At 70.7% G+C, this 23,904-nt stretch carries 21 protein-coding genes; 11 read left to right on the forward strand and 10 right to left on the reverse strand.

Features of this window, described 5'->3' with window-relative positions:
- Nucleotides 1-2 precede the first annotated feature (2 nt).
- The 4 genes from QA861_RS07385 (at nucleotide 3) to pssA (ending at nucleotide 3,387) form a co-directional block, all read left to right on the forward strand.
- Nucleotides 3-515 (forward strand): MaoC family dehydratase, encoded by a 513-nt coding sequence (locus tag QA861_RS07385; RefSeq protein WP_334587403.1) that lies wholly within the window; start codon nucleotides 3-5, stop codon nucleotides 513-515.
- A gap of 2 nt (nucleotides 516-517) precedes the next feature.
- Nucleotides 518-1,723 (forward strand): acyl-CoA dehydrogenase family protein, encoded by a 1,206-nt coding sequence (locus QA861_RS07390; RefSeq protein ID WP_334587404.1) that lies wholly within the window; start codon nucleotides 518-520, stop codon nucleotides 1,721-1,723.
- A gap of 169 nt (nucleotides 1,724-1,892) precedes the next feature.
- On the forward strand, nucleotides 1,893-2,549 hold the full coding sequence (locus tag QA861_RS07395; RefSeq protein ID WP_053739997.1) for a phosphatidylserine decarboxylase: 657 nt from the start codon (nucleotides 1,893-1,895) through the stop codon (nucleotides 2,547-2,549).
- Between the two features lie 16 nt (nucleotides 2,550-2,565).
- On the forward strand, nucleotides 2,566-3,387 hold the full coding sequence (pssA, locus tag QA861_RS07400) for a CDP-diacylglycerol--serine O-phosphatidyltransferase (RefSeq protein ID WP_044472421.1): 822 nt from the start codon (nucleotides 2,566-2,568) through the stop codon (nucleotides 3,385-3,387).
- 318 nt (nucleotides 3,388-3,705) lie between these two features.
- Here the strand turns inward: pssA and QA861_RS07405 are convergent, their stop codons facing one another.
- Nucleotides 3,706-4,824: a glycerate kinase gene (locus tag QA861_RS07405; protein ID WP_334590484.1), complete on the reverse strand. Its 1,119-nt coding sequence runs from the start codon at nucleotides 4,822-4,824 to the stop codon at nucleotides 3,706-3,708.
- 197 nt (nucleotides 4,825-5,021) lie between these two features.
- Between QA861_RS07405 and QA861_RS07410 the strand changes: the two genes are divergently transcribed.
- Together QA861_RS07410 and QA861_RS07415 are read left to right on the forward strand one after the other, a co-directional pair.
- Nucleotides 5,022-6,116: an ADP-ribosylglycohydrolase family protein gene (locus tag QA861_RS07410; RefSeq protein ID WP_334587405.1), complete on the forward strand. Its 1,095-nt coding sequence runs from the start codon at nucleotides 5,022-5,024 to the stop codon at nucleotides 6,114-6,116.
- 51 nt (nucleotides 6,117-6,167) lie between these two features.
- Complete coding sequence (locus QA861_RS07415) at nucleotides 6,168-6,659, forward strand: NUDIX domain-containing protein (RefSeq protein WP_334587406.1); 492 nt, start codon at nucleotides 6,168-6,170, stop codon at nucleotides 6,657-6,659.
- 20 nt (nucleotides 6,660-6,679) lie between these two features.
- On the opposite strand, the gene QA861_RS07420 is transcribed toward QA861_RS07415, so the two are convergent.
- On the reverse strand, nucleotides 6,680-6,886 hold the full coding sequence (locus tag QA861_RS07420; RefSeq protein WP_334587407.1) for a DUF2191 domain-containing protein: 207 nt from the start codon (nucleotides 6,884-6,886) through the stop codon (nucleotides 6,680-6,682).
- A 121-nt stretch (nucleotides 6,887-7,007) separates the two neighbouring features.
- Here QA861_RS07420 and QA861_RS07425 point away from each other — a divergent pair, with 121 nt between their 5' ends.
- Nucleotides 7,008-7,745 carry an SIR2 family NAD-dependent protein deacylase gene (locus tag QA861_RS07425; protein ID WP_334587408.1) on the forward strand — a complete coding sequence of 246 codons (738 nt, stop codon included), beginning with the start codon at nucleotides 7,008-7,010 and terminating at the stop codon, nucleotides 7,743-7,745.
- 11 nt (nucleotides 7,746-7,756) lie between these two features.
- Here QA861_RS07425 and QA861_RS07430 read toward each other — a convergent pair whose 3' ends face one another.
- From QA861_RS07430 to QA861_RS07445, 4 genes are all read right to left on the reverse strand, one after another.
- On the reverse strand, nucleotides 7,757-10,279 hold the full coding sequence (locus QA861_RS07430) for a glycoside hydrolase family 2 protein (RefSeq protein ID WP_334587409.1): 2,523 nt from the start codon (nucleotides 10,277-10,279) through the stop codon (nucleotides 7,757-7,759).
- 317 nt (nucleotides 10,280-10,596) lie between these two features.
- Entirely contained in the window at nucleotides 10,597-11,079 is a 483-nt protein-coding gene (locus QA861_RS07435; protein WP_334587410.1) for a methylated-DNA--[protein]-cysteine S-methyltransferase, read from the reverse strand.
- A gap of 25 nt (nucleotides 11,080-11,104) precedes the next feature.
- Entirely contained in the window at nucleotides 11,105-12,604 is a 1,500-nt protein-coding gene (locus tag QA861_RS07440) for an AlkA N-terminal domain-containing protein (protein ID WP_334590485.1), read from the reverse strand.
- Nucleotides 12,605-12,876: 272 nt separating this feature from the next.
- On the reverse strand, nucleotides 12,877-14,931 hold the full coding sequence (locus QA861_RS07445; protein WP_443041456.1) for a heavy metal translocating P-type ATPase: 2,055 nt from the start codon (nucleotides 14,929-14,931) through the stop codon (nucleotides 12,877-12,879).
- Between the two features lie 44 nt (nucleotides 14,932-14,975).
- Between QA861_RS07445 and QA861_RS07450 the strand changes: the two genes are divergently transcribed.
- The 3 genes from QA861_RS07450 (at nucleotide 14,976) to QA861_RS07460 (ending at nucleotide 17,906) form a co-directional block, all read left to right on the forward strand.
- Nucleotides 14,976-15,362: an ArsR/SmtB family transcription factor gene (locus tag QA861_RS07450; RefSeq protein ID WP_334587412.1), complete on the forward strand. Its 387-nt coding sequence runs from the start codon at nucleotides 14,976-14,978 to the stop codon at nucleotides 15,360-15,362.
- A gap of 213 nt (nucleotides 15,363-15,575) precedes the next feature.
- The gene (locus tag QA861_RS07455) at nucleotides 15,576-17,372 is read left to right on the forward strand and encodes a SulP family inorganic anion transporter (protein ID WP_334587413.1); all 1,797 of its coding nucleotides are present in this window, start codon (nucleotides 15,576-15,578) and stop codon (nucleotides 17,370-17,372) included.
- A gap of 171 nt (nucleotides 17,373-17,543) precedes the next feature.
- Entirely contained in the window at nucleotides 17,544-17,906 is a 363-nt protein-coding gene (locus QA861_RS07460; RefSeq protein WP_334587414.1) for an ArsR/SmtB family transcription factor, read from the forward strand.
- A 112-nt stretch (nucleotides 17,907-18,018) separates the two neighbouring features.
- On the opposite strand, the gene QA861_RS07465 is transcribed toward QA861_RS07460, so the two are convergent.
- Both QA861_RS07465 and QA861_RS07470 read right to left on the reverse strand, forming a co-directional pair.
- Nucleotides 18,019-18,531: an O-acetyl-ADP-ribose deacetylase gene (locus QA861_RS07465; RefSeq protein WP_334587415.1), complete on the reverse strand. Its 513-nt coding sequence runs from the start codon at nucleotides 18,529-18,531 to the stop codon at nucleotides 18,019-18,021.
- Nucleotides 18,532-18,539: 8 nt separating this feature from the next.
- On the reverse strand, nucleotides 18,540-19,949 hold the full coding sequence (locus tag QA861_RS07470; RefSeq protein ID WP_334587416.1) for a phytoene desaturase family protein: 1,410 nt from the start codon (nucleotides 19,947-19,949) through the stop codon (nucleotides 18,540-18,542).
- Between the two features lie 96 nt (nucleotides 19,950-20,045).
- Between QA861_RS07470 and QA861_RS07475 the strand changes: the two genes are divergently transcribed.
- Nucleotides 20,046-20,708 (forward strand): hypothetical protein, encoded by a 663-nt coding sequence (locus QA861_RS07475; protein ID WP_334587417.1) that lies wholly within the window; start codon nucleotides 20,046-20,048, stop codon nucleotides 20,706-20,708.
- Here the strand turns inward: QA861_RS07475 and QA861_RS07480 are convergent.
- Nucleotides 20,644-21,489 carry an inositol monophosphatase family protein gene (locus QA861_RS07480; protein ID WP_334587418.1) on the reverse strand — a complete coding sequence of 282 codons (846 nt, stop codon included), beginning with the start codon at nucleotides 21,487-21,489 and terminating at the stop codon, nucleotides 20,644-20,646. The two genes, QA861_RS07475 and QA861_RS07480, sit on opposite strands and share 65 nt — an antisense overlap.
- A gap of 86 nt (nucleotides 21,490-21,575) precedes the next feature.
- Nucleotides 21,576-23,420 carry a gamma-glutamyltransferase family protein gene (locus tag QA861_RS07485; protein WP_334587419.1) on the reverse strand — a complete coding sequence of 615 codons (1,845 nt, stop codon included), beginning with the start codon at nucleotides 23,418-23,420 and terminating at the stop codon, nucleotides 21,576-21,578.
- Between the last annotated feature and the right edge of the window lie 484 nt (nucleotides 23,421-23,904).

Raw genomic sequence — 23,904 nt, forward strand, 5'->3', positions numbered from 1 at the left:
CCATGCAGTTCGGACGCACCTACGAGGAGTTCGAGGTCGGGGCGGTCTACAAGCACTGGCCCGGAAAGACGGTCACGGAGTACGACGACCATCTCTTCTGTCTCCTGACGATGAACCACCACCCGCTCCACATGGACGCCAACTACGCGGAGAACACGACCGACTTCGGCAAGAACGTCGTCGTGGGGAACTACGTCTACTCGCTGCTGCTGGGCATGTCCGTGCCGGACGTGTCGGGCAAGGCGATCGCCAACCTGGAGGTCGAGTCGCTGAAGCACGTGGCGCCGACCTTCCACGGCGACACGATCTACGGCGAGACGACCGTCCTCGACAAGACGCCCTCCCGGTCGAAGAACGACCGCGGGATCGTCTACGTGGAGACGAAGGGCTACAAGCAGGACGGCACGCTGGTCTGCGTGTTCCGCCGCAAGGTGATGGTGCCGACCGAGACGTACATCAAGGAGCGCGGCGGCGAACAGCCCGGCCGGCCCCAGCTCAAGGAGCAGGAGAAGTAGCCATGGCGCGACTCGCCCAGACGGCCGGTCTGACCGACATCCAGCAGGAGATCCTGTCCACGGTCCGGGACTTCGTGGACAAGGAGATCATCCCGGTCGCGACCGAGCTGGAGCACCGCGACGAGTATCCGCAGCAAATCGTCGACGGCCTCAAGGAGTTGGGCCTGTTCGGCCTGATGATCCCCGAGGAGTACGGCGGTCTGGGCGAGTCGCTCCTGACGTACGCGCTCTGCGTCGAGGAGATCGCGCGCGGCTGGATGTCGGTCTCCGGGATCATCAACACGCACTTCATCGTGGCGTACATGCTCAAGCAGCACGGCACGCAGGAGCAGAAGGACCACTTCCTGCCGAGGATGGCGGCGGGCGACGTCCGCGGCGCCTTCTCCATGTCGGAGCCGGGGCTCGGCTCGGACGTGTCGGCCATCAAATCGAAGGCGGTGAAGGACGGCGACGAGTACGTCCTCGACGGCCAGAAGATGTGGCTGACGAACGGTGGGACGTCCACTCTGGTCGCCGTACTCGTCCGGAGTGACGAAGGACATCCCGAGGGGACCGCACCCCACAAGTCGATGACCACCTTCCTGATCGAGAAGGAGGCGGGCTTCGGTGAGGTCCGGCCCGGGCTCACCATCCCGGGCAAGATCGACAAGATGGGTTACAAGGGTGTCGATACCACCGAACTCATCATGGACGGACTACGGATTCCGGCCAATCGCGTTCTCGGTGGCGCCACCGGCCGAGGTTTTTACCAAATGATGGACGGCGTCGAGGTGGGACGTGTCAATGTGGCGGCACGTGGCTGCGGTGTCGCTCAGCGTGCCTTCGAGCTGGGTGTCCGGTACGCCCAGCAACGCCACACCTTCGGCAAGGCGATCGCCCAGCACCAGGCGATCCAGTTCAAGCTGGCCGAGATGGCTACCAAGGTCGAGGCCGCCCATGCGATGATGGTGAACGCGGCACGCAAAAAGGACTCCGGTGAGCGAAACGACCTTGAGGCAGGGATGGCGAAGTACCTCGCCTCCGAGTACTGCAAGGAGGTCGTGGAGGACGCCTTCCGGATCCACGGCGGCTACGGCTTCTCCAAGGAGTACGAGATCGAGCGCCTCTACCGCGAGGCTCCGATGCTGCTGATCGGCGAAGGTACCGCCGAGATCCAGAAAATGATCATCGGGCGCAGGTTGCTCGAAGAGTATAAATTCCAGGGCTGATCATCCGCTTCGGGGTGTTTTCTTCGAGTTGAAGGTCACACCCCGTCAACGCTCTTCAGCCGCCGACTCAGCTTCCTGACTTACCCAGTTGTGGTCGTGAGCCGCTACGATCGCCGGAAAGCCGCCGTCCCCTGATACCGCGCGGCATCATCCGCTACGAAGGTCATCCATGCCCCACAGCCAAACCTCTGCACCTCGCGACAGCCTGGCAGGCGTACGCCTGGCGCGCGGAGCATCGCCGTGGCTCCTCCCGACCGTCGCCACCGCAGCCCTCAGCCTGGTACGCGCGCGCAAGTCCGGCGCCGCCAAGGCCGTGGCCGTACCCGTCACCGCGCTGGCGGCGGGCATGCTGTGGTTCTTCCGCGATCCCGAGCGCGAGATCACCCAGGGCCGGGTCATCTCACCCGCCGACGGCGTGGTCCAGAGCATCATGCCCTGGAAGGACGGCCGTACCCGCGTCGCGATCTTCATGAGCCCGCTGAACGTACACGTCAACCGCGCGCCCCTCTCGGGCACGGTGACGTCCGTCGAGCACATCCCCGGCGGGTTCGTTCCGGCGTTCAACAAGGAGAGCGAGAACAACGAGAGAGTTGTCTGGCACTTCGACACCGAGCTCGGTGACATCGAGATGATCCAGATCGCCGGTGCGGTCGCTCGCCGCATCGTCCCGTACGTCCCGCAGGGCACGAAGGTCGAGCAGGGCGACCGGATCGGCCTGATCCGTTTCGGCTCGCGCGTCGACATCTATCTCCCCGAGGGTGTCGAGGTCGCGGTCGAGGTCGGCCAGAAGACAGTGGCAGGGGTGACTCGCATTGACCGTGATTGATCCCGAGACCCAGTGGGTGCCGGAGGCCGACGAGGTGGGTGACGACGAGGAGGAGATGCCTCTTTCTCTCCGCCTCTCGATAGCGGACACCCTCACACTCGGTAACGCGACCTGCGGCTTCATGGCGGTGTACTTCACCACCACGGGCATCCTGATCCCGCACCTCACCGGCAGTGACGAGTCGGGCATGGCCCGTCACTCGGCGGCGACCGCGGTGATCCTGATGCTCTGCGCCGCGGTCTTCGACCTCTTCGACGGTCTGGTCGCCCGCAAGCTGCGCTCCTCCCCCATGGGCGCCGAGCTGGACAACCTCTCCGACCTGATCAGCTTCGGTCTCGCCCCCGCGTACTTCGTGCTGGTGTACGGCATGGTCGCGGACGACGCGTACCAGAAGGTGGCCGCGGTCGGCGCGATCGTCGTCCTGCTCGCGGTGGTGCTGAGGCTCGCGAGATTCTCGTGCGTGACGGTGAAGGACGGCACCTTCCAGGGCATGCCGAGTCCCTTCGGTGCCCTGACGGTCGTCTCGATCGTGCTGCTGGAGCTGCCGTTCGTGGCCACGCTCATGGCCATCGTCGGCACCGCCTGGCTGATGGTGAGCCGGGTCGAGTACCCGAAGCCGCGCGGTCCGCTCGCGATCGCGATGGTCTCCTGGATCGTGTCCGGGATGGCTCTGCTGGCGGCCTGGGCCTTCGACGCCCCCGGCGGCCAGCTCCTCCTGCAGACCGGCTGCGCCCTGCAGCTCGTCCTGGGCGCGGTGATCCCGCTCTTCGCGACGGCACGCCGGGTGAACAACTTCCGCGGCAACCGCCGCGAGGCACGCGCGGCACAGCTGCCGTAGCGGTCGCGGTGACGCAGTCGTACGGAGGGCCCCGAACCGGTAGACGGTTCGGGGCCCTCCTCGTTGTGTGCGGGGCTCTTCCCTGCTCACGCGCCCGGCGCGTAGCCCTCCGTGGCGGATGACGCCGAGGACTCCCGTACGGCCCTGATACCGCCCGTCGCGCCCATCCAGGTCACCGGCCAGGCCACGGGATCTGATCGAGATGACGTCCGCGCTGGACGCGTACCGGCTGTCGGGGCCGACGGGCGCGTAGGAAGAGGCGTCGCGGTTGGCTGGAAACGGGTGACTCCCAGGGGATCTGGTCCCTCGGCGTCGCTGTCAGACCAGGAAGTCCCGTCCGATGTTCTCGGCGACCCGCTCCAGGATCGGCCCGGCGTCGGCGATGCACTTCGCGATGTCCGGCTCGATCTCCGTCAGGGGGTACGCGCGTCGGATACCGGCCCGGCCCAGTGCCTCCGGGCGCAGGGCCAGGCGTCCGCAGACCGCGACGACCTCGCGGCCCTGCGCCCGTGCCGCCGCTGCGACGCCGGCCGGGGCCTTGCCGTGCAGGGTCTGCTCGTCGAGGGAGCCCTCGCCGGTGATCACCAGCGTCGCGCGGTCCAGCGCGGGCGCGAAGCCGAGGACGTCGAGCATGACCTCGATGCCGGGCCGGAACCGGGCGCCGAGGACCAGGGCGCCGTAGCCGATACCGCCGGCGGCGCCCGCGCCTGGTGCGGCGGCGTGCTCGGCGGCCTTCGGGCCGATCGCCGTCTCCAGAACCTTCGCGTAGTGCGCGAGGGCTTCGTCCAGGGCCGCCACGTCGGCCGGGGAGGCACCCTTCTGCGGGCCGTACACCGCGGGCGCGCCCGTCGGCCCGGTCAGCGGGTTGTCCACGTCGCTGGCCAGCACGAGATCTACGTCCGCGAGGCGGGTGTCGAGGCCCGACAGGTCGGCCGTGACGAGTCCCTCCAGGCCGCCGCCGCCGGGCGGCACGGGCTCGCCGTCGGCGTCCAGGAAGCGCGCGCCGAGCGCGGACAGCATGCCCGCGCCCCCGTCGGTGGTGGCGCTGCCGCCGACCCCGAAGACGATCGTGCGCGCGCCCGCGTCCAGCGCGGCCCGCAGCAGTTCGCCGGAGCCGTACGTCGATGCCGTGAGCGGCGCGCAGACGCCCGCGGGCAGCCGCTGCAGCCCGCTCGCCTCCGCCATCTCCACCACGGCCGTGTCGCCGCGCAGCGCGAAAGCGGCCGTCACCTCGTGCCCGAGCGGCCCCGCGACCCGTGTCTCACACCGTTCGAATCCGGCGGCGACCGCGGCGGCCACCGTCCCGTCACCGCCGTCGGCCACTGGCAGCGACTCGACCTCGACACCGGGTGCCGCCCTGCGCAGTCCGGCGGTCACCCGCTCGGCGACCTCCACGGCCGTCAGCGATCCCTTGAACTTGTCGGCGGCGATCAGCACCCGTGCCGTCCGCACACCTGTCCCACGCGCCGTACCCGCAGCGTCCGCCACCCTGTACTCCCCTTGCTTTCCGGCCCCGCACAGATCAGGGCAGTCGCGCCGCTGCGACCTTAACCGGAGGAGCCCCGCCCCGTCATGCCCTCCCGGCGGCTCACAGCCGGGGCATCCCCGAGGCCGGATGGTGGTAGACCGGAGGGATGACCGCTGTGGGCACCACCACCGGACAGGCCGACCGTGTTCTAGGCGGCTGGCTCGGCAGGATCGCCGGCAACATGCTCGGCAAGCCGGTCGAGCGGGGCGACTACTGGACGCGCGACCGCATCGACCGCTATCTGCGGCACACCGGCGCCCTGCCGCTCACGGACTACCTGCCCGAGCCGCCGGCCGGCAGCCAGGACGGGGACGACGACACCGACGGCTTCCGGCTGCGCAAGGAGTGGCGTGAGTGCGTACGCGGCCGGATCCACGGCAGCTGCCGTGACGACGACGTCGACTACGCGATCCTCGGCCTGGACCTGCTGGAGACGCACGGTTTCGACTTCAGCACCGAGCAGGTCGGCCAACTGTGGCTGCTGCGGCTGCCGTTCCTCCAGACGTTCACGGCGGAACGCGTCGCCTATCGCAACCTCACGGCCGGTCTCAAGCCGCCGCTGACCGCCACGTACGACAACCCCTACCAGGAGTGGATCGGCGCCCAGATCCGCGCCGACATCTACGGCTGGACCTGCCCGGACACCCCGCGGCACGCCGCCTACCTGGCGCGCAGGGACGCCGTCCTCTCGCACACGGGCAACGGTGTGTACGGGGCGATGTTCGCGGCGGCACTGATCTCTGCGGCGTTCACGGCACCCACGGTGCGCCGCGCCCTGGACACGGCGCTGACGGTGATCCCGGCGAGCAGCCGGCTGGCCCGGACGGTGCGCCGGGTCGTCGCGTTGCACCGGACGCGGCTGACCTGGGAGGACACTCTCGACACGGTCGCCGCGGAGACCGCCGGGCTCGGCTGGATCCACGCGGTGCCGAACATCGCCGTCCTGACCGCCGGGCTCCTGTACGGCGACGGCGACTTCACCCGCACGATCGCGCTGACCGTCCGGGGTGGCCTGGACACCGACTCGAACGGCGCGACGGCGGGCTCGGTGGCGGGCGTGCTGTGCGGTGCGGAGGCGATCCCGAGCCAGTGGAAGGACCCCCTGGAGGACACCGTACGCAGCGCGGTGTTCGGCTTCGACGGAGTGCGGATCAGTGAACTGGCCGAGCGGACCCTGCGGTTGGGACACCCGCAGGTGTGACGGAAGCCCGCCGGACCCTTTCGCCGTCCTTTCCCTGGTTACGCTTCCCAGGTGACCATTCAAGACTTCGCCACGTACATCGCCGGCCTGCCCCGCGTCCTGGCCGGCGCCGCCGCGCTCTTCCGTGACGCCGACGGCCGGATTCTGCTCGTCGAGCCCAACTACCGTGAGGGCTGGGCACTTCCGGGCGGCACGATCGAGTCGGACACCGGGGAGACCCCGCGTCAGGGCGCACGCCGGGAGACCCTTGAGGAGATCGGCCTCGACCGGGAACTCGGCCGGCTGCTGGCCGTCGACTGGGTCCACATCGCGGGCCATCCGCCGCTGGTGGCTTACCTGTACGACGGTGGCGTCCTCAGCGAGGACGAGCTCAAGTCGATCACCTTGCAGGAGTCGGAGCTGCTGTCGTGGCGGCTCGTACCGCGCGAGGAACTCACCGAGTACCTCCGGGGCTCCCTGGGCCGCCGGGTGCTGCACGGCCTCGACGTCCTGGCGGAGGGCGCGGGAACGGCCGAGCTGGAGAACGGTGACCGGGTGGCCTGACGGCCACCCCGGGCCGGGGTTCAGCCCTGGACGTCCGGCGGCTTCACGTCGTTCCCCGCACGCCGTACGTCGTCGCGCTCGGCGACCCGGGCCTCCGTGCGGTGACCGCGCGCGATGTAGTCCCGCACGACGAGCTCGACGGCGTCCTGCGGGTTGCCGACGCCCGCGAGCACCATGACTTCGACGACGAGTTGGGCGTCGAGGGAGACGGAGACCTTGGCTGCCATGCGGGGACATTAACACCGGCCGGGCATTCGTACAGGGGTACGGCGACGAGGACGAGGGCGGCAGCTCCCCGGACGGTTAACCGGTCGCCGCCCGGGCCCCCGGGAACCTACCCTCGGCTCCATGACCAAGCCCCTCGTCGCCGTCCTCAGCGGCGCCGGTATCTCGACCGACTCCGGCATCCCCGACTATCGCGGGCCGAACGGCCTGTGGCGGCGTGATCCCGAGGCCGAGAAGCTCGTCACGTACGACTACTACATGGGTGATCCCGAGATCCGGCGCCGTTCCTGGCAGCTGCGGCGCGCCAACCGGACCCTGCAGGCCGAGCCCAACTCCGCGCACCTGGCCGTGGCCGAGCTGGAGCGGGCCGGGGTGCCGGTGCGGGTGATCACGCAGAACGTGGACGGGCTGCACCAGCTCGCCGGCATGCCGGCCCGCAAGGTGCTCGAACTGCACGGCACCGCAAGGGAGTTCGTGTGCACCGCGTGCCAGGTGCGCGGGCCCATGGAGGACGCCCTCGCCCGGGTCGACGCCGGCGAGGACGATCCCGCCTGCCTCGTCTGCGGCGGGATCCTGAAGTCGGCGACCGTCATGTTCGGCCAGCGCCTCGATCCGGTCGTGCTCGGTGACGCCCTGGCCATCACCAAGGCCTGCCAGGTGTTCATCGCCGTCGGGACCAGCCTCCAGGTCCAGCCCGCCGCCGGGCTCGCCGGTGTCGCCGCCGACCACGGCGCCCGGCTCGTCATCGTCAACGCCGAGCCGACCCCGTACGACGACCGGGCCGACGAGGTCGTACGCGAGCCGATCGGCACGGCCCTGCCCCAACTGCTGCGCGAACTGAGGGAGTCGGGAGCTGCCTAGCCGCGTGGAGTTCACGGCGCCGGGCGCTCGGTCAGTCCCCCCGTCGTCGTGACAGGTGTGGACGTGACCATCACGGCGGCGCCGGCCAGGCCGGCGCGAGTCGCGCGCACGGTGATGGCACCGGCGGTGCGCGTCACGCGTACGAAGACTCTGTTGATGCCCGCTTCCGTGCTCACGTAGGACTGGAACACGCTGTACGGGATGCCCGCGTTGTGACCGCCGAGCAGTTTCGCCGGGCCGGTGACCGTGAAGTCCACCCGGGCCTGGTCGGTCGGTACGCGGCGGCCCGCCGAGTCCACCGCCTCGACGTCGATCATCGCCACGTCGGCGCCGTCGGCCTTCAGACCGTCTGGTGAGACGTGCGCCGTGAGGCGGAGGGCGACGGCGGGGCCCGTCGTCTGTTTCTGGGCGCGGAACAGTTCGGTGCCGGCCGAGTCGTAACCGATCGCGGTGATCGTGCCGGACTGCCAGGCGACGTCGGTGAAGGTGTGCAGGAAGTCGTACTGCGGGGAGGTCGACGTACCGACCGATCTGCCGTTGACCAGCAGGTCCACCCGGGCGACGCCGGCGGCCATGACGTACACCGTCTTCACCGTGCCGGACGGGTAGGTCCAGTGGCCGACGATGTGCAGGTCGGGGGTGGGGCTCTGCATGACGCGGTGGGTGTAGTAGGTCTCCTTGGGGACGCGGACCGAGTCGACGCGGCCGGAGAGGCGGCATGTCTCCCAGTTGTACTGGCGGCCGTGCTGGTTGGAGTCCGCCCAGGTCAGAGCCGCCGCGCCGGAGTAGCGGCTGTTTCCGGGGCCTTGGATGCGCTGGCTCCAGAACTCGTGTCGGGTGCTCGCGGCGACGGTGGCGGCGAAGTCCTCCGAGGTCCAGTGGTAGGTGACGTCCGGGCCGGTGAGGTAGCCGAAGTCCGGTGGGGAGACGTTGTCCCAGACGCGGCGGGGGGCCTCGTCGCGGGTGAACTCGGACTCGATGAGCGGCATGCGGTCGCGGGCGTAGTCGCTGTAGTGGCGGTTGAGCATCGTGCCGATGTACTCGCACTGGTCCACGGCCGCCGTGCCCCCGTAGGCGGAGTTGTCGGAGGTGGCCCGGGAGCCGATCGCGCGCATGCCGCTGGGGTCCCAGGTCTGCTTCAGCGCCCGCATCTGCTGCTGGTGGTCGGCGGTCAGCCAGTTGTTGCCGGACTCCCAGAACATGATGCTGGGACTGTTGCGGAAGTAGATCATCACATCCCGCATGGCCGCGAGACGCTGGTCCCACTGCACGCCGGTGGCGTCGGCCTCCTTGTCCCCGGCGGGCTGGACCGACACCAGTCCGTACCGGTCGGCCATCCGGATGTTCGCGGGCTGCGCGGCGATGTGCATCCAGCGGATCAGGTTGGCGTTGCTCTCCCGGATGAGCCGGCCGTCGTGGTCACGCAGCCATTCGGGCACGGCGTCGCCGAGCACCGCCCATTCGTTGGTGGCGCGCTGCGCGTACCCGGTGAGGAAGATCTGCTTGTCATTGATGTAGACGCCGCCGGTGCTCGCCCCGCCACGGAACTCGGCCTTCCGGAAGCCGGTACGGACCGTGTACGTGTCGACGACCGTCTCCCCCTCCGCGAGCGTCAGTCGCACGGTGTAGAGGGCGGGGTACGACGGTGACCAGAAGGTGAGCCCGCTGATCCGGCTGCCGACCTTGACGACATGACTCGTGCCGGCAGCCAGCGTGACCGTCGAGGCGGGCAGCGATCCCACCGACACGCCCTGTCCGTCGAGGACTTCGGCCGACACCGACAGCGTCCGGGATCGGTTCTCGTCGTTGGTGATCTGCGCTTCCGCGTTGATCGTCGCGGTGTGGCCGGACACGTTGACGGCCGTCGGATAGACGTAGGTGCCCATGGTGCCGAGGTTGCTGTGGAGCGGGAGCGTGAAGTGGGTCCTGGGTACGACGTGCAGGATGACGTTCCTGGTGAGACCGCCGAAGGTGGGGTTGAAGTCCCGGGTGTCCCACTGGAAGGGCATCCCGGTCGCGACCTCGGGCCGCCACTTGGTGTTGTCCGCGCAGATGGCGAGCACGTTGTCGGCGCCGAACAGGACTTCGTCGGTGAGGTCGAACCCGAACGGGGTGACTCCGGCCTCGTAGCTGCCGATCAGGACGCCGTTCAGGTGGACCGTGGCCGCTTGGCGGATGCCCTCCAGTTCCAGGATCACCTTGTGGCCCGCCTGCTCGGCCGGTAACTGAAAGCGCTTGCGGTACCACGTCGGCTGCATCGCCACCGAGGACTCGCCCGAGCTGCCGATCCAGTTGTCGAAGGAGTCCACGTCGTTGTAGGTGTGCGGCACGCTGACCACGGCCCACCCGGAGTCGTCGAACGTGGTCCGTTCGGCGCCGGCGACATTCGACCTGATGAACCGCCAGTCGAGATTCAGGCTGAAAGTCTGCCGCTCGGCTGCCTCGACCTGCGCCTTCGAGGCTGCACCGTCCATCGGCAGGGTTACCGCGCCCATGCCTGCGGCGGCCCCCTGCAGCACACGCCTTCTGCTCACCCCGTCAGGTTCGAAGGGTGTGGGAGCCGCGGAAGCTGTGGAACGGCTGGTGAACTCCATCGTCTACCGACCTTCGAGGCGAGCCCTCACGGACCCCCCTCCCAGACCATTGCCATGAACGCGACAGAAAGCGCCACATCATGCGCCGGGGGGTGGCGGGCGACAAGGTGCGGGACGAAGGTCGTTCGCGTGGGGCGGGCGGGACTGAAGGCGCGAGAGGGCCAGGAGAGACAGACGGAACATGAGGAGCGGCGCTGAAGAAGGCGCCGGAAGGGACTCCGGAAGGGAAGGTCCTGGGGGAAGGTCCCGGCGGCGCGCTAGAAGAGCGCCGGCCCCCGTTCGAAGTCCAGCAGTCGCTGCTTGCGTTCCAGGCCGCCCCCGTATCCGGTGAGGCTGCCGTCGGCGCCGACCACGCGGTGACACGGCACGATGATGCCCACCGGGTTCCTGCCGTTGGCGAGTCCCACGGCGCGGGAGGCCTTCGGGTTGCCGAGGGTGTCGGCGAGTTCACCGTACGAGCGGGTCTCGCCGTACGGGATACGGCACAGCTGCTCCCAGACGCTGCACTGGAAGTCGCTGCCGGAGAGCCGGAGTTCGAGGGTGAACTCCTTCAACTCGCCCTGGAAATAGGCCGTCAGCTGCTCGATCGTCTCCCCGAAGGGAGTGTCCTCGCGTGCGCCGAAGTTCTCCTCGGCCGGGCGGTGACGCTGGTCGACCATGTAGAGGCCGCAGAGGACTCCGTCGTCGGCCACGAGGGTGAGGAGGCCGTACGGGCTGTCGATGACCGTGTGCTGCTTCATTTCTGCTCCTGACGTCCTTAAGTCCTTATACCGGGAGGAAGTTGATCGGGTGACTGTCCGTCGCCCACAGATACTGGACCGCGTACGCCCGCCACGGCCGCCACGCCCCCGCACGTGCGGTCAGCGCGGCCGGTGTCGACGGGAGGCCCAACTCCTGGGCCGCGCGCCGGATTCCGAGGTCCGTGGGGAGAAACGCGTCGGGATCGCCGAGGGCACGCATCGCGATGACATCGACCGTCCAGGGACCGAATCCGGGGAGAGCGAGGAGCCTGGCGCGAGCCTCCGGCCAGTCACTCTCGACGCCCAAGTGAAGGGTGCCGTCGGCGAGTTGCTCGACGAGGGTGGTGAAGGTGGCCCGCCGGGTACGGGGCATGGCCAGTGACTCCGGGTCGAGAGCGGCCAGCGCCCGCGGGGTCGGGAAGAGATGCGTGAGACCGCCCTCCGGGTCGTCGACCGGGTCGCCGTGCGCCGTGACGAGACGGGCCGCGTGAGTGCGGGCGGCGGCCGTGGAGACCTGCTGGCCGAGCACCGCCCGTACGGCGAACTCCGCCTCGTCGACCGTCCGGGGGACGCGTCGGCCCGGGCCCTTCGCGACAAGGGGCGCCAGCACGGGATCCGTACACAACTGCTCGTCGACCGCGACCGGATCGGCGTCCAGGTCGAGCATCCGACGGCAGCGGCTGATCGCGACGGGCAGGTCGCGCAGGTCGCTGAGGGTGAGCCGGCACGCGATGTGATCGGGGGTCGGGGTGAGGGCGGCGATGCCGTGTCCGTACGGGAGCCGCAGGGTCCGGCGGTAGGCGCCGTCCCGCCACTCCTCCACGCCGGGTACGGCGGTCGCGGCAAGGTGGCCGAAGAGGTTGTCGGGGTTCAGCGGGGCACGGAACGGGAGGCGGAGATTTAGCGCGGCCGGCGCGCTGACGGCCGTACTCGTGCCGCTCTGATGCGCTTGGGCGCGCGACTTGGGGAGGCGGTCGCGCAGCTCGCTCGGGGAGAGGGCGAAGACCTCACGGACGGTGTCGTTGAAGGTGCGGATCGAGGAGAAGCCCGCCGCGAAGGCGATCTCCGCCATGGGCAGCGCGGTCGTCTCGACGAGGAGCCGCGCCGTCTGGGCGCGCTGGGCGCGGGCGAGGGCCAGCGGTCCCGCGCCCAGTTCGGCGAGGAGTTGCCGTTCGACCTGGCGGGTGCTGTAGCCGAGACGGGCCGCGAGGCCGGGGACGCCCTCGCGGTCCACGATCCCGTCGCCGATCAGCCGCATCGCACGGGCCACCAGGTCGGCGCGCTGGTTCCACTCCGGCGAGCCGGGACTGGTGTCGGGGCGGCACCGCTTGCAGGCCCGGAAGCCCGCCTGCTGGCAGGCCGCCGCGCTCGGGTAGAAGGTCATGTTCTCGGGCTTGGGCGGCACCACCGGACAGCTGGGTCTGCAGTAGATCCGGGTGGTCAGGACCGCCGTGAAGAACCAGCCGTCGAAGCGCGCGTCCTTGGACCGCACGGCTCGTACGCAGTGCTCGGTGTCGGTGTGCATCGCGTTCCGCATAGGTCCAGCATCGACGATCAGCCGGACCGGGGCTGGCGGAAATCCGACATCAGGGTGGCGTGTCCAGGGACGCTCTGGATCACTTTCCCGCTGAGCCGAGGGTTTGAGTCGAGGGCCGACCGACTCACCGAATCACCGGCCCACCGAATCACTGGCTCACCTGCTCACCTGCTCACCTGCTCACCTGCTCACCTGCTCACCTGCTCACCTGCTCACCTGCTCACCTGCTCACCTGCTCACCTGCTCACCTGCTCACCTGCTCACCTGCTCACCGCATCCTGCCACGCGGCCTCCCTCAGCAGCCGCAGCCCATTGAGCCCGACGAGGACGGTCGAGCCCTCGTGGCCCGCGACCCCGAGCGGGAGCGGCAGCGTGCCGATCAGGTCCCACGCGACGAGGCCCACGATGCACACCCCGGCGATCATCAGGTTCTGCGCCACCAGACGCCGGGCCTGTCGCGCCAGGGCGATCACGGCGGGCACGGTGGCGAGCTCGTCCCGCACGACCACCGCGTCCGCGGTCTCCAGCGCGAGGTCGGAACCCGCCCGGCCCATGGCCACTCCGGTGTGGGCGGCGGCCAGCGCCGGGGCGTCGTTGACACCGTCCCCGACGACCATGACCCTGCGTCCCGACGCCTCCAACTCCCGTACCGCGTCCAGCTTCTGCTGGGGGAGCAGCCCGGCCCGTACGTCCTCGATCCCGACCTCGGCGGCCAGTCGGGCGGCGGCACGCGGATTGTCGCCGGTCAGCAACACGGGTGCCGTACCGGTGAGTTCGGTGAGCGCGACGACAGTGGCGGCGGCCCCGGGACGGGGCCGGTCGGCGAGACCGAGCACTCCGACCGGGACGTTGTCGGCGACGACAAGGATCGCCGTGCGGCCGGACGCCTCAACCTCCTTGACCAGCAAGCCAGTTGCCGAGCCGCCCGTCACCTCTCCCCCGTCCAGCAGTCGTTCCGGCGCGCCCACCGCGACCACGCGCCCGTCCACGACCGCCGTCACGCCCACTCCGGGTGTCGACGCGAAGCCCTCCGCCACGGACAGTGCGAGCCCGCGCTCCCGCGCCGCATCGACCACGGCCCGGCCCAGCGGGTGCTCGCTCGACTGCTCGGCCGCCGCCGCGAGCGTCAGCAGTCCGTCCTCGTCCAGTCCCCCGGCCCGGGCAGGGACCAAGCCCACCGCCAGGCTCAGGGGCACGCTCAGTTCCGATCCGGGGAGCGGTCGTACGTCCGTCACCCTCGGCGTCCCCTCGGTGAGCGTGCCGGTCTTGTCCAGGGCCACGGTGTCGACCTGTGCCAGGCGTTCCATCACCACCGCCGACTTGACCAGGACGCCGTGTCGGCCGGCGTTGGCGATGGCCGAGAGCAGCGGCGGCATGGTGGCGAGTACGACCGCGCACGGCGAGGCCACGATCATGAAGGTCATGGCGCGCAGCAGGGCGTCGGTGAGGTCGGTGCCGAAGGCGAGGGGTACGGCGAACACGGCGAGGGTGGCGGCGACCATGCCCAGCGAGTATCGCTGCTCGACCTTCTCGATGAACAGCTGGGTCGGCGCCTTGGTCTCGGACGCCTCCTCGACCATGCGTACGATCCTGGCGATCACCGAGTCGGCGGCGTCCCGTTCGACCCGTACACGCAGCGCGCCGGTGCCGTTGAGGGTGCCGGCGAAAACCTCGTCCCCCGCTTCCTTCGGGGCGGGCAGCGGTTCGCCGGTGATGGTCGCCTGGTCGACCTCGCTCACGCCGTCCAGTACGCGGCCGTCGGCTCCGACGCGTTCTCCGGGGCGTACGAGGATGGTGTCGCCGACGGTCAACTCCGCGACGGGGACGGTCAGTTCACCGCCCTCCGTGTCCTGCCGGGTGGCCGTGGCGGGGGCCAGGTCGAGGAGGCCGCGGACGGAGTCGGCGGTGCGGGCGGTGGCCAGGGCCTCCAGGGCGCCGGAGGTCGCGAAGATGACGATCAGCAGGGCGCCGTCCATGACCTGGCCGATCGCGGCGGCTCCCAGGGCGGCGACGATCATCAGCAGGTCGACGTCGAGGGTCCGCTCCCGCAGCGCCTTCAGGCCTTCCCAGCCGGGCTCCCAGCCGCCGGTGGCATAGGCCAGTGCGTAGAGCGTGCCCCAGATCCACGTCGGCGCCCCGGCCAACTGCAGGGGCAGCGCGAGCAGGAACAGAGCGGTGGCCGCGGCGGCCCATCGGGCTTCGGGGAGCGCCAGGACACGGGTACGGCGGCGGGGCGCGGTTGGCGTGGGGGCCGACGGGACGACCGGAACCGGGGTGAGGGTGACAGACACCCGAGCCACCATACAGGAACACATGAACACTCATTCATTCGTTCATATGCGATGGGTAGGATACGGCCATGGGTCATGGAGCCGTCGTCACCGCGCAGGACGCCACCGAGCGCGTACGCCTCGACGCGGACAATGTCGCGAAGGTGGCCACCACCCTCCAGGCCCTGTCCACGCCCTCCCGCCTGCTGATCCTGGCCCGGCTGCGCGAAGGCCCACTCCCCGCCACGGAGTTGGCGGCCGAGGTGGGCATGGAGCAGTCCGCGTGTTCGCACCAACTTCGGCTGCTGCGCAACCTGGGCCTGGTCGTCGGCGAGCGCCGCGGGCGTTCGGTGGTGTACACGCTGCACGACCACCATGTCGCCGAGCTTCTCGACCAGGCGGTCTACCACGTGGAGCACCTACGGCTCGGCCTGAGCGACACGGACGCCGACAGCGAGACAGGCATCGCGGGCTGACGCGGCCGAGTCGGCTGACTCAAGGGAATTCCGCCGAGGCAGCCGCCGGATGCTGAATTGCCAAATTGCGCAATTGCCTAGATGCTTTACCGGCTGTGCACCCAGACGGCAGACAGCGACAGCTACGCCCATTCACAGACAGTCATGCGGAAACGAGGGGCCGGACGTGTCCGTTTCGCTGTACCAGGCCGACGCGGAGTGAGCGGCTCCGTCATGCGTCGAGCAGCCCACGCCTGGGGTCCGGTGCGATCCCTGCTGCCCGTCCGCGCCGATGTCGAGGCGATGACCCGTGATCCGCGTCGCGATCTCCTCGCCGGGTTGACCGTGGCGATCGTGGCACTCCCCCTCGCGCTCGGCTTCGGAGTCTCCTCCGGCCTCGGTGCGGCGGCGGGGCTGGCGACCGCGGTGGTCGCGGGCGCGCTGGCCGCCATGTTCGGCGGATCGAACCTGCAGGTGTCGGGGCCGACCGGGGCGATGACCGTCGTCCTCGTCCCGATAGTCGCCCAGTACGGGCCGGGCGGTGTACTGACCGTCGGACTCCTGGCCGGGCTGCTGCTGATCGGGCTCGCTCTGGCCCGGGCGGGCAAGTACATGCGGTACGTGCCCGCCCCTGTCGTCGAGGGCTTCACACTCGGCATCGCCTGCGTGATCGGGCTGCAGCAGCTGCCGAACGCCCTGGGGGTGGCGCGGCCCGAGGGCGACAAGGTCCTCGCGGTCGCCTGGCGCGCCGTCGAGGCGTTCGTCCGCCATCCCAACTGGACGGCGTTCGCACTGGCCGTGGGTGTCGCGCTGGTCATGCTGCTCGGTGCGCGGTGGCGGCCGACCGTTCCGTTCTCGATCGTCGCGGTGATCGTCGCCACCGTGCTGGCACAGGTCCTCGGCCTGGACGCGGCGACGCCGATCGGAGATCTGCCCGCAGGCCTGCCCGCGCCCTCGCTGGCGTTCCTCGACCTGTCGGCGCTGTCCTCGCTGCTCGCCCCGGCTGTGGCCGTGGCCGCGCTGGCCGCGCTCGAGTCGCTGCTGTCGGCGACCGTCGCGGACGGCATGACGGTCGGTCAGCAGCACGATCCGGACCGGGAGCTGTTCGGGCAGGGCATCGCCAATCTCGCCGCCCCGCTGTTCGGCGGTGTCCCGGCCACGGCCGCGATCGCACGGACCGCTGTGAACGTCCGTACGGGCGCCGGTTCCCGCCTCGCCGCGCTCACCCATGCCCTGGTCCTCGCGGTGATCGTCTTCGCGGCGGCGCCGCTGGTCTCGAAGATCCCGCTCGCCGCGCTGGCGGGCGTCCTGCTGGCCACCGCGATCCGTATGGTCGAGGTCGGCTCACTGCGGGCGATGGCCAGGGCGACCCGTTCCGACGCGCTGATCCTGGTCCTGACCGCCTTCGCCACCCTCGCCCTCGACCTGGTGTACGCGGTGATCATCGGCCTGGTCGTCGCGGGCGCCCTCGCGCTCCGGGCCGTGGCCCAGCAGGCCCGCCTCGACGAGGTTCCGCTGGACCGGGGCGACCACAGTGCCGAGGAGCACGCCCTGCTCGCGGAGCACATCGTCGCCTACCGCATCGACGGGCCGCTGTTCTTCGCCGCCGCCCACCGTTTCCTGCTGGAGCTGACCGACGTGGCGGACGTACGGGTCCTGATCCTGCGAATGTCCCGGGTGTCGACCATGGACGCGACCGGTGCGCTGATGCTGAAGGACGCGGTCCAGAAGCTGAACCGGCGCGGCATCGTCGTCATGTTCTCCGGCATCCGTCCCGGCCAGCGCCAAGTCCTCGACTCCGTCGGCCTGTTGGACCTGCTACGACAGACGGGCCGTGAGTACGGCACCACCCCCGAGGCGATCCAGGGGGCGCGCGCTCACCTGGAGTCCACCGGAGTCCTGTCCGCCGTACCGGCGCCGAGGAGCAGGCCGGGCACCACGGTCAGGGCGGCCAGGAGCACACGCACGGCCGAGTCCACCGACAACAGCACCGACAACAGCACGGAGAACAGCGGGGAGGCGGCCCGATGAGGGCGGCACGGCCGGGATTCGTGCGGATCGGCATCCACGGCACGATTCTGTCCTGCGGGCGTCGCGGGCGAGGATGAGCACCATGGTGTTCATGAATGCGTGGGTGCGATGCGCCGAGGATCGGCCGGTGCCAGTGCGGTCCTACCGCTGTCCCGGGGAGGCGACGGCACGATGAGCACGCCGCTCTACCAACTCAAGGCCGAGTTCTTCAAGACCCTCGGGCATCCGGCCCGTATCCGCGTCCTGGAGCTGCTGAGCGAACGTGAGCACGCGGTCGCGGAGATGCTGCCCGAGGTGGGCATCGAGCCCGCGCATCTCTCGCAGCAGCTGGCGGTGTTACGACGGGCCAACCTGGTCGTCACCCGCAAGGAGGGCTCGACCGTGTACTACTCGCTGACCAGCCCGTATGTGGCCGAACTGCTCCGGGTCGCGCGGGTCATCCTGTCCGGCGTGCTGACCGGACAGGCGGAACTGCTGGCCGACCTGCGGGCAGCCCAGGGGGAGACCCGAGGAACGGCGAAGCCACCGTCCTGACGGCCCGGCAGCCCGAGAGACCGAGAGCCCCTGACCTGGCCCGCATCGGCCTGCCCGTCGCCGAGTTCGGCGACCCGCACCCGCGCCGGCTGGTCGGACCGAACCCCGGCCGTCAGTTGGGGACCTGCCCGGCGAACGCCTCGTACGCCTGATCGTCGAAGAGGACGAACCGCACCTCCTCGACCGAGGTCTCCGTGGCCCGTACGGTCTCCACCGCGATACGAGCGGCGTCGTCCATCGGCCAGCCGTAGATGCCGGCGGAGACCGCCGGGAACGCCACCGTGCGGGCGCCGAGTTCGTCGGCCACCCGCAGCGATTCCCGGTAGCACGAGGCCAGCAGCGCCGAACGGTCCTCCTCGGGGAGGAATCGGGGTCCCACCGTGTGGATCACCCAGCGTGCGTCCAGTGCGCCGGCGGTCGTGGCGACCGCTCGACCGACGGACAGGCCCTTGCCGTAGTGCCCGGCGCGCAGGGCTCGGCAGGCCGCGAGGATCTCGGGGCCGCCTCTGCGGTGGATCGCTCCGTCGACGCCTCCCCCACCCAGGAGTGACGAGTTCGCCGCGTTGACGATCGCGTCGGCACTCTGTCGGGTGATGTCGCCCTTGACAAGCGTGATCGCGGTCATGGCTTTCCTCAACCTTCTCTCAGCCTTTTCCAGACGGCCTTCGCCGCGTTGTGCCCCGACATGCCGTGGACGCCGGGACCCGGTGGGGTGGCCGAGGAGCAGATGAAGATGGCCGGGTGCGGGGTGGCGTACGGGAACAGGGAGAGCTTGGGTCGCAGCATGAGCTGGAGGCCGTCGGCCGCGCCGGAACCGATGTCGCCGCCGACGTAGTTGGCGTTGCGGGCCGCGAGTTGGGGCGGGCCTGCGGTGGCCCGGGCGAGGACCCGGTCGCGGAACCCGGGGGCGAACCGCTCCAGTTGGCGCTCGATGGCGTCGGTGAGGTCGCCCGTCCAGCCGTTCGGGACGTGTCCGTAGGCCCAGAAGACCTGCTTGCCCCCGGGGGCCCGGGAGGGGTCGACGACGCTCGGCTGGACGGTGATCAGGAAGGGGGTGTCGGGGGCCCGGTTCTCGCGGGAGGCGGCGCGCAGGGCGGTGTCGATCTCGGCCCTGTCGGCGGCGACCTGGACGGTGGTCGCCCTGCGGGCCTCGCTCGCCGTCCAGGGCACGGGGCCGTCCAGCGCATAGTCGATCTTGAAGACGCCCGCGCCGTAGCGGAAGCGCTCGTAGTACCCCCCGAAGCCCGCGATACGGGCCAGAGCGGTGGGTGAGGTGTCGAAGACGTACGCACGCGCGGGTGGAAGGTCGTCCAGCCGCTTGACCTCGTAGTCGGTGTGGACGGTGCCGCCGAGGTCCACCAGATACGCGGCGAGCGCGTCGGAGATCGCCTGCGAACCGCCGCGGGCGACCGGCCAGCCGCGGGCGTGTGCCGCCAGGGCGAAGACCAGGCCCACGGCGCCGGTGGCTACCCCGCCGAGCGGAGCCATGACATGTCCGACGAGGCCTGCGAACAGGGCTTTCGCCCGCTCGTCGCGGAAGCGGCGCATCAGCCAGGTCGACGGTGGCAGACCGGCCAGACCGAAGCGGGCGAGGGTGACCGGGTCGCGGGGCAGGGAGGTCAGCGGCAGGGACATGAAGTCGTGGGCCAGCGTGTCCCACCTGCTGAGGAACGGCTCGACCAGCCTGCGGTACGCGCCCGCGTCGCGCGGTCCGAAGGAGGCGGCCGTCTCGGCCACGGAACGGGCCAGCACCGCGGCCGTGCCGTCCGGGAACGGGTGCGCCATGGGCAGGTCGGCGTGCAGCCACTCCAGCCCGTACCTGGCCAGCGGCATCGCCCTGAACGCCGGGGAGTTGACGCCGAGGGGGTGCGCGGCGGAGCACGGGTCGTGCCGGAAGCCCGGCAACGTCAGCTCCTCCGTCCGGGCGCCACCGCCCACGGTGTCACGCGCCTCGAAGACCGCCACGGAGAAGCCTCGCCGGGCCAGCTCCACGGCAGCGGTCAGCCCGTTGGGCCCCGCCCCCACCACGACCGCATCGAGCATCGACGGCACCTTCGGACTCCTTTGTCAGCCGACGGCCACTTCAGATCAGGATATGCCGGGACACCGACACCGCCCGGCGCGGGTAACCTCGGCCGGATGACGCGCCGTTTCCGCATCCAATCGCCCGGCGAGGACGCCGACGACACCGCCTGGTTCTGGTTCGAGGTCGAGGACGACGGCTGGGTGCTGCGGCAGGCGGTGTTCGAGGCAGCACTGGCGGTCCCGCGTTCCTGCGAGCCCCTCCAGAACGCCGACGGCACCTCCTCCGGCGGCGCCTCGATGGCCGCCGCCCAGGCCCAACTGGCCCTCGTACGCGAGCGGTTCGGTCGCCTGGGCGTCCAGCTCTACCAGACCGTGTACGGGGCGTTCACCGAAGGTGCCGTGGAGGTGCCGCCGGAGGCGGTGGACGTGACCGAATCGGAGTTCGAGCGGGCCTGGTCCACGGCCCTTCGGCATCGGCACCTGAGCCACTACGTCACCGGCCCGCTGCCGGAGGGCTCGCTGCTCACCGGCATGGTGTGCGCGCTGCCGTGGGGTCCGGGCCACACGGGCCTCTTCGTCGACATCGACCTGCCGGTCGACGCCTTCGTGGACGCCGCCTGGCTGCCCTTCGACCCCGCGGACTGGCCGGCGGTGGGCACCGTGGCCGAGTTCGAGGTCGCCACCCTGCGCTTCAGCTCGGCCCGCCCGCAGATCAGGCTGCGCCCGACAGCAGTTCCACCACCCGGCGAGCCGTGGCCGAGTCCCGCGCCGCGGTGAACGGCAGCGCATTGCCGCCGGTGATACGGAACGGCTCCCCCGCGCGCGTCAGGTGGACGCCGCCTGCCTCCTCGACAAGGAGGATGCCTGCGGCGTGGTCCCAGGCGGCCTCCCAGGAGAACGCCGTGGCGTCCAGCTCACCCCGGGCGATCGCCAGATACTCCAGGCCCGCCGAGCCGCAGGCGCGCGGCTGGACACCGTCGGCCCACAGGCCGAGCAGCGCGCGCTTCTGCTCGTCCGTCGTGTAGTCCGGGTGGGACGTGGCCACCCGGAGGTCGCTGCCGGGCTCGGGCGTGCCCGCGTGCAGGGGGATGCCGTCGAGGAAGGCGCCCTGGCCTCGGACCGCCGTGGCGAGCTGGTCACGGGCCGCGGCGAAGGTCCACGACGCGCGGACGACCCCGCGGTGGGCGAGCGCGACGAGCGTGCAGAAGCCGGGGTCACCGTGGACGAACTGCCGGGTGCCGTCCACCGGGTCGACGATCCACACCGGCGCGTCGTCCTGTATCGCCTCGTACGAGGCGGGGTTGGCGTGCACCGCCTCCTCGCCGACCACGACGGAGCCGGGCAGCAGCTTGGGCAGCACCTCGGTCAGATAGAGCTCGGCCTTGCGGTCGGCGTCCGTCACCAGGTCGTGCGGGCCGCTCTTCTGGTCGACCTCGTGGTCGGCGAGCTGACGGAAGCGCGGCATGATCTCCGCGGCCGCCGCCTGGCGGACCGCTTCTTCGACGTCGGACGCGTGCCGGGCGAGAAACTCTTCGATGGTTTCGTTGTCTACGATCATGTCTCCATGAGAGCACGCGCCACTGACAATCCCCGCCGGGCCGGTGGACAACGGATGGAATCGACCTGAAGACCAGGATTCGGACATCAGCGCCCGACCGCGTACCCCTGCATCCCGCGCGGATTAGCCGCCGCCGACAGGACGCCCGTCTCCGGGTCCCGGGCGACCGCGCACAGCCGGCCCTCGGACCAGTCGTCGCCGATCGTCACGCCGTGCCCCCGGCGACGCAGCTCCTCGATCACCCCGTCCGGCATGCGGGCCTCCACGGTGACGCTGCCCGGGCGCGTGCCGCGCGGGTGGAACGACCCCGGGAAGCTGTCGTTGTGCCAGTTCGGGGCGTCGATCGCGCCCTGGAGGTCCAGGCCGCCTCGCACTCTGCCACCCAGGGCGACCGCGAGGAAGAAGTGCAGCTGCCACTGGTCCTGCTGGTCCCCGCCGGGCGTACCGAACGCCAGTACCGGTACCCCGTCGCGCAGTGCGACAGAGGGCGTGAGGGTGGTCCGGGGGCGGCGGCCCGGGGTGAGGGAGTTGGGCAGGCCCTCCTCCAGCCAGGTCATCTGGAGCCGGGTGCCGAGGGGGAAGCCCAGTTCGGGTACGACGGGGTTGGACTGGAGCCAGCCGCCACTGGGTGTGGCCGCGACCATGTTGCCCCAGCGGTCGACGACATCGAGGTGGCAGGTGTCGCCCCGGGTGGAACCGTCGGCGGTGATCTCGGGCTCGCCGGGCACGGGTGAGGTGGAGAGCTTGGCGACGGTCGGCTCCCCGGCCCCCGGGGCGCCGGTCCCGGGTTCGTCCGTGACCGGCACGCGCGCGCGTGCGCTCAGTCGCGGGGTTCGCCCGCCGGGGCTCCCGGGCCTGAGCTCGTGCGAGGCCGCGTCCCCGACGAGGCTCCGGCGGGCGGCGTTGTAGGCGTCGGAAAGCAGGTCGTCGAGCGGTACGTCGGCTCCGCCGGACGCGTCCCCGTACCAGGCCTCCCGGTCCGCCATGGCGAGCTTGCAGCCCTCGATCAGCAGATGGACGTAGTCGGCGGACCCGTACTCGGGCAGCTCGGACAGCTCGGGCGGGAGCAGCGCGAGTTGCTGGAGGAGGACCGGGCCCTGACTCCAGGGGCCGGCCTTGCAGAGGGTCCAGCCGTGCCAGTCGTAGGTCGCCGGGGCCTCGTAGGCCGCGGACCACGAGGCGAGGTCGGCGGCTGTCAGGGTGCCGGTGTGGTGCTTGCCGCTGGTGTCGAGGGTGGGCCGCGCGGACTGTCGTACGAGCGCCTCGGCGATGAAGCCGGTGCGCCACACCTCCCGTGCCGCCTCGATCTGGGCGACGCGGTCCCCCGCCCCGGCGACTTCGGCGAGCAGTCGCTTCCAGGTGGCGGCCAGGGCGGGATTGCGGAACAGCTCGCCGGGCCGGGGCGACCGGCCGCCGGGCAGGTACACGTCCGCCGACGAGGTCCACTCCGTCTCGAAGAGTTCTCGTACGGTCTCGACGGTCGCGCCGACGTTCTCCACGGGCGCGTGTCCGTCCTCGGCGTACCCGATGGCGTACGCGAGGACATCGGCGAGCGGCTTGGTGCCGTGGTCGCGGAGCAGCAGCATCCAGGCGTCGAAGGCACCGGGCACGGCGGCGGCGAGGGGGCCGGTGCCGGGCACGAGGTCGAGCCCCAGTCCCCGGTAGTGCGTGACCGTGGCCCCGGCCGGCGCGACGCCCTGCCCGCACAGCACCCGCACCTCGCCGCCGGCCGGCGCGACGATGATCGGCACCTCACCGCCGGGCCCGTTCAGGTGCGGTTCGACGACGTGCAGGACGAAACCCGCGGCCACCGCGGCGTCGTAGGCGTTGCCGCCGCCCTCCAGGACGGCCATCGCCGACTGCGAGGCCAGCCAGTGCGTGGAGGACACCATGCCGAAGGTGCCCTGGAGGGTGGGTCGGGTGGTGAACATATGGCCTCTCACCTCGTTGTTCCGGCGCGTCAGCCGGACCGGTCAGCCTTCAGGACCGGTCCTGGGGAGAATCTGGGGAGTACGACCGCTCCGACGACTCCGCCGTCCTGCGCTCCGCCGTCGGCTTCGGCACGGAGGCCGCTCGCACCGTGCCCGACGCAGAGCCGCAGCGGGCCTCGATCCTCAACGATTATGGCAAGGTCCTGCGCGACCTCTACAAGGAGACCGCGACCTGCAGCTGCCGCGCCGGTCCGGCGGCGCGCTGCGGCCCTCGGTGGCGGGGTCCGCCGCCAACGACCCGTGGCCGAGGCCTTCCACGGCCGCCGCGCCCTCGGTTTGCCGGCACCCAAGCCCTGCCCCACGCCCACACGGGAGTCTGAGTAGGTTCGGGTACCGGCACGGTGGCTGATGCCCCGTTTCCGGTCCTTCGTCGGTGTCTCGCTCCGGAGGGACAGTGGACGCGGCGCTGTCTCTTCGAGGGTCC

This window comes from Streptomyces sp. B21-083 (assembly GCF_036898825.1).
In the GTDB taxonomy this organism is placed as follows: Bacteria; Actinomycetota; Actinomycetes; order Streptomycetales; family Streptomycetaceae; genus Streptomyces.

Coding starts and splice junctions, on each gene's coding strand:
- QA861_RS07460 (WP_334587414.1), top strand. CDS start 17,544: ATGAGCACGCCGCTCTACCAACTCAAGGCCGAGTTCTTCAAGACCCTC.
- QA861_RS07410 (WP_334587405.1), top strand. CDS start 5,022: ATGACCGCTGTGGGCACCACCACCGGACAGGCCGACCGTGTTCTAGGC.
- QA861_RS07425 (WP_334587408.1), top strand. CDS start 7,008: ATGACCAAGCCCCTCGTCGCCGTCCTCAGCGGCGCCGGTATCTCGACC.
- QA861_RS07480 (WP_334587418.1), bottom strand. CDS start 21,489: ATGATCGTAGACAACGAAACCATCGAAGAGTTTCTCGCCCGGCACGCG.
- QA861_RS07475 (WP_334587417.1), top strand. CDS start 20,046: ATGACGCGCCGTTTCCGCATCCAATCGCCCGGCGAGGACGCCGACGAC.
- QA861_RS07435 (WP_334587410.1), bottom strand. CDS start 11,079: ATGAAGCAGCACACGGTCATCGACAGCCCGTACGGCCTCCTCACCCTC.
- QA861_RS07485 (WP_334587419.1), bottom strand. CDS start 23,420: ATGTTCACCACCCGACCCACCCTCCAGGGCACCTTCGGCATGGTGTCC.
- QA861_RS07470 (WP_334587416.1), bottom strand. CDS start 19,949: ATGCTCGATGCGGTCGTGGTGGGGGCGGGGCCCAACGGGCTGACCGCT.
- QA861_RS07455 (WP_334587413.1), top strand. CDS start 15,576: ATGCGTCGAGCAGCCCACGCCTGGGGTCCGGTGCGATCCCTGCTGCCC.
- QA861_RS07440 (WP_334590485.1), bottom strand. CDS start 12,604: ATGCACACCGACACCGAGCACTGCGTACGAGCCGTGCGGTCCAAGGAC.
- QA861_RS07385 (WP_334587403.1), top strand. CDS start 3: ATGCAGTTCGGACGCACCTACGAGGAGTTCGAGGTCGGGGCGGTCTAC.
- QA861_RS07420 (WP_334587407.1), bottom strand. CDS start 6,886: ATGGCAGCCAAGGTCTCCGTCTCCCTCGACGCCCAACTCGTCGTCGAA.
- QA861_RS07450 (WP_334587412.1), top strand. CDS start 14,976: ATGGGTCATGGAGCCGTCGTCACCGCGCAGGACGCCACCGAGCGCGTA.
- QA861_RS07395 (WP_053739997.1), top strand. CDS start 1,893: ATGCCCCACAGCCAAACCTCTGCACCTCGCGACAGCCTGGCAGGCGTA.
- QA861_RS07390 (WP_334587404.1), top strand. CDS start 518: ATGGCGCGACTCGCCCAGACGGCCGGTCTGACCGACATCCAGCAGGAG.
- QA861_RS07445 (WP_443041456.1), bottom strand. CDS start 14,931: ATGTGTTCCTGTATGGTGGCTCGGGTGTCTGTCACCCTCACCCCGGTT.
- QA861_RS07465 (WP_334587415.1), bottom strand. CDS start 18,531: ATGACCGCGATCACGCTTGTCAAGGGCGACATCACCCGACAGAGTGCC.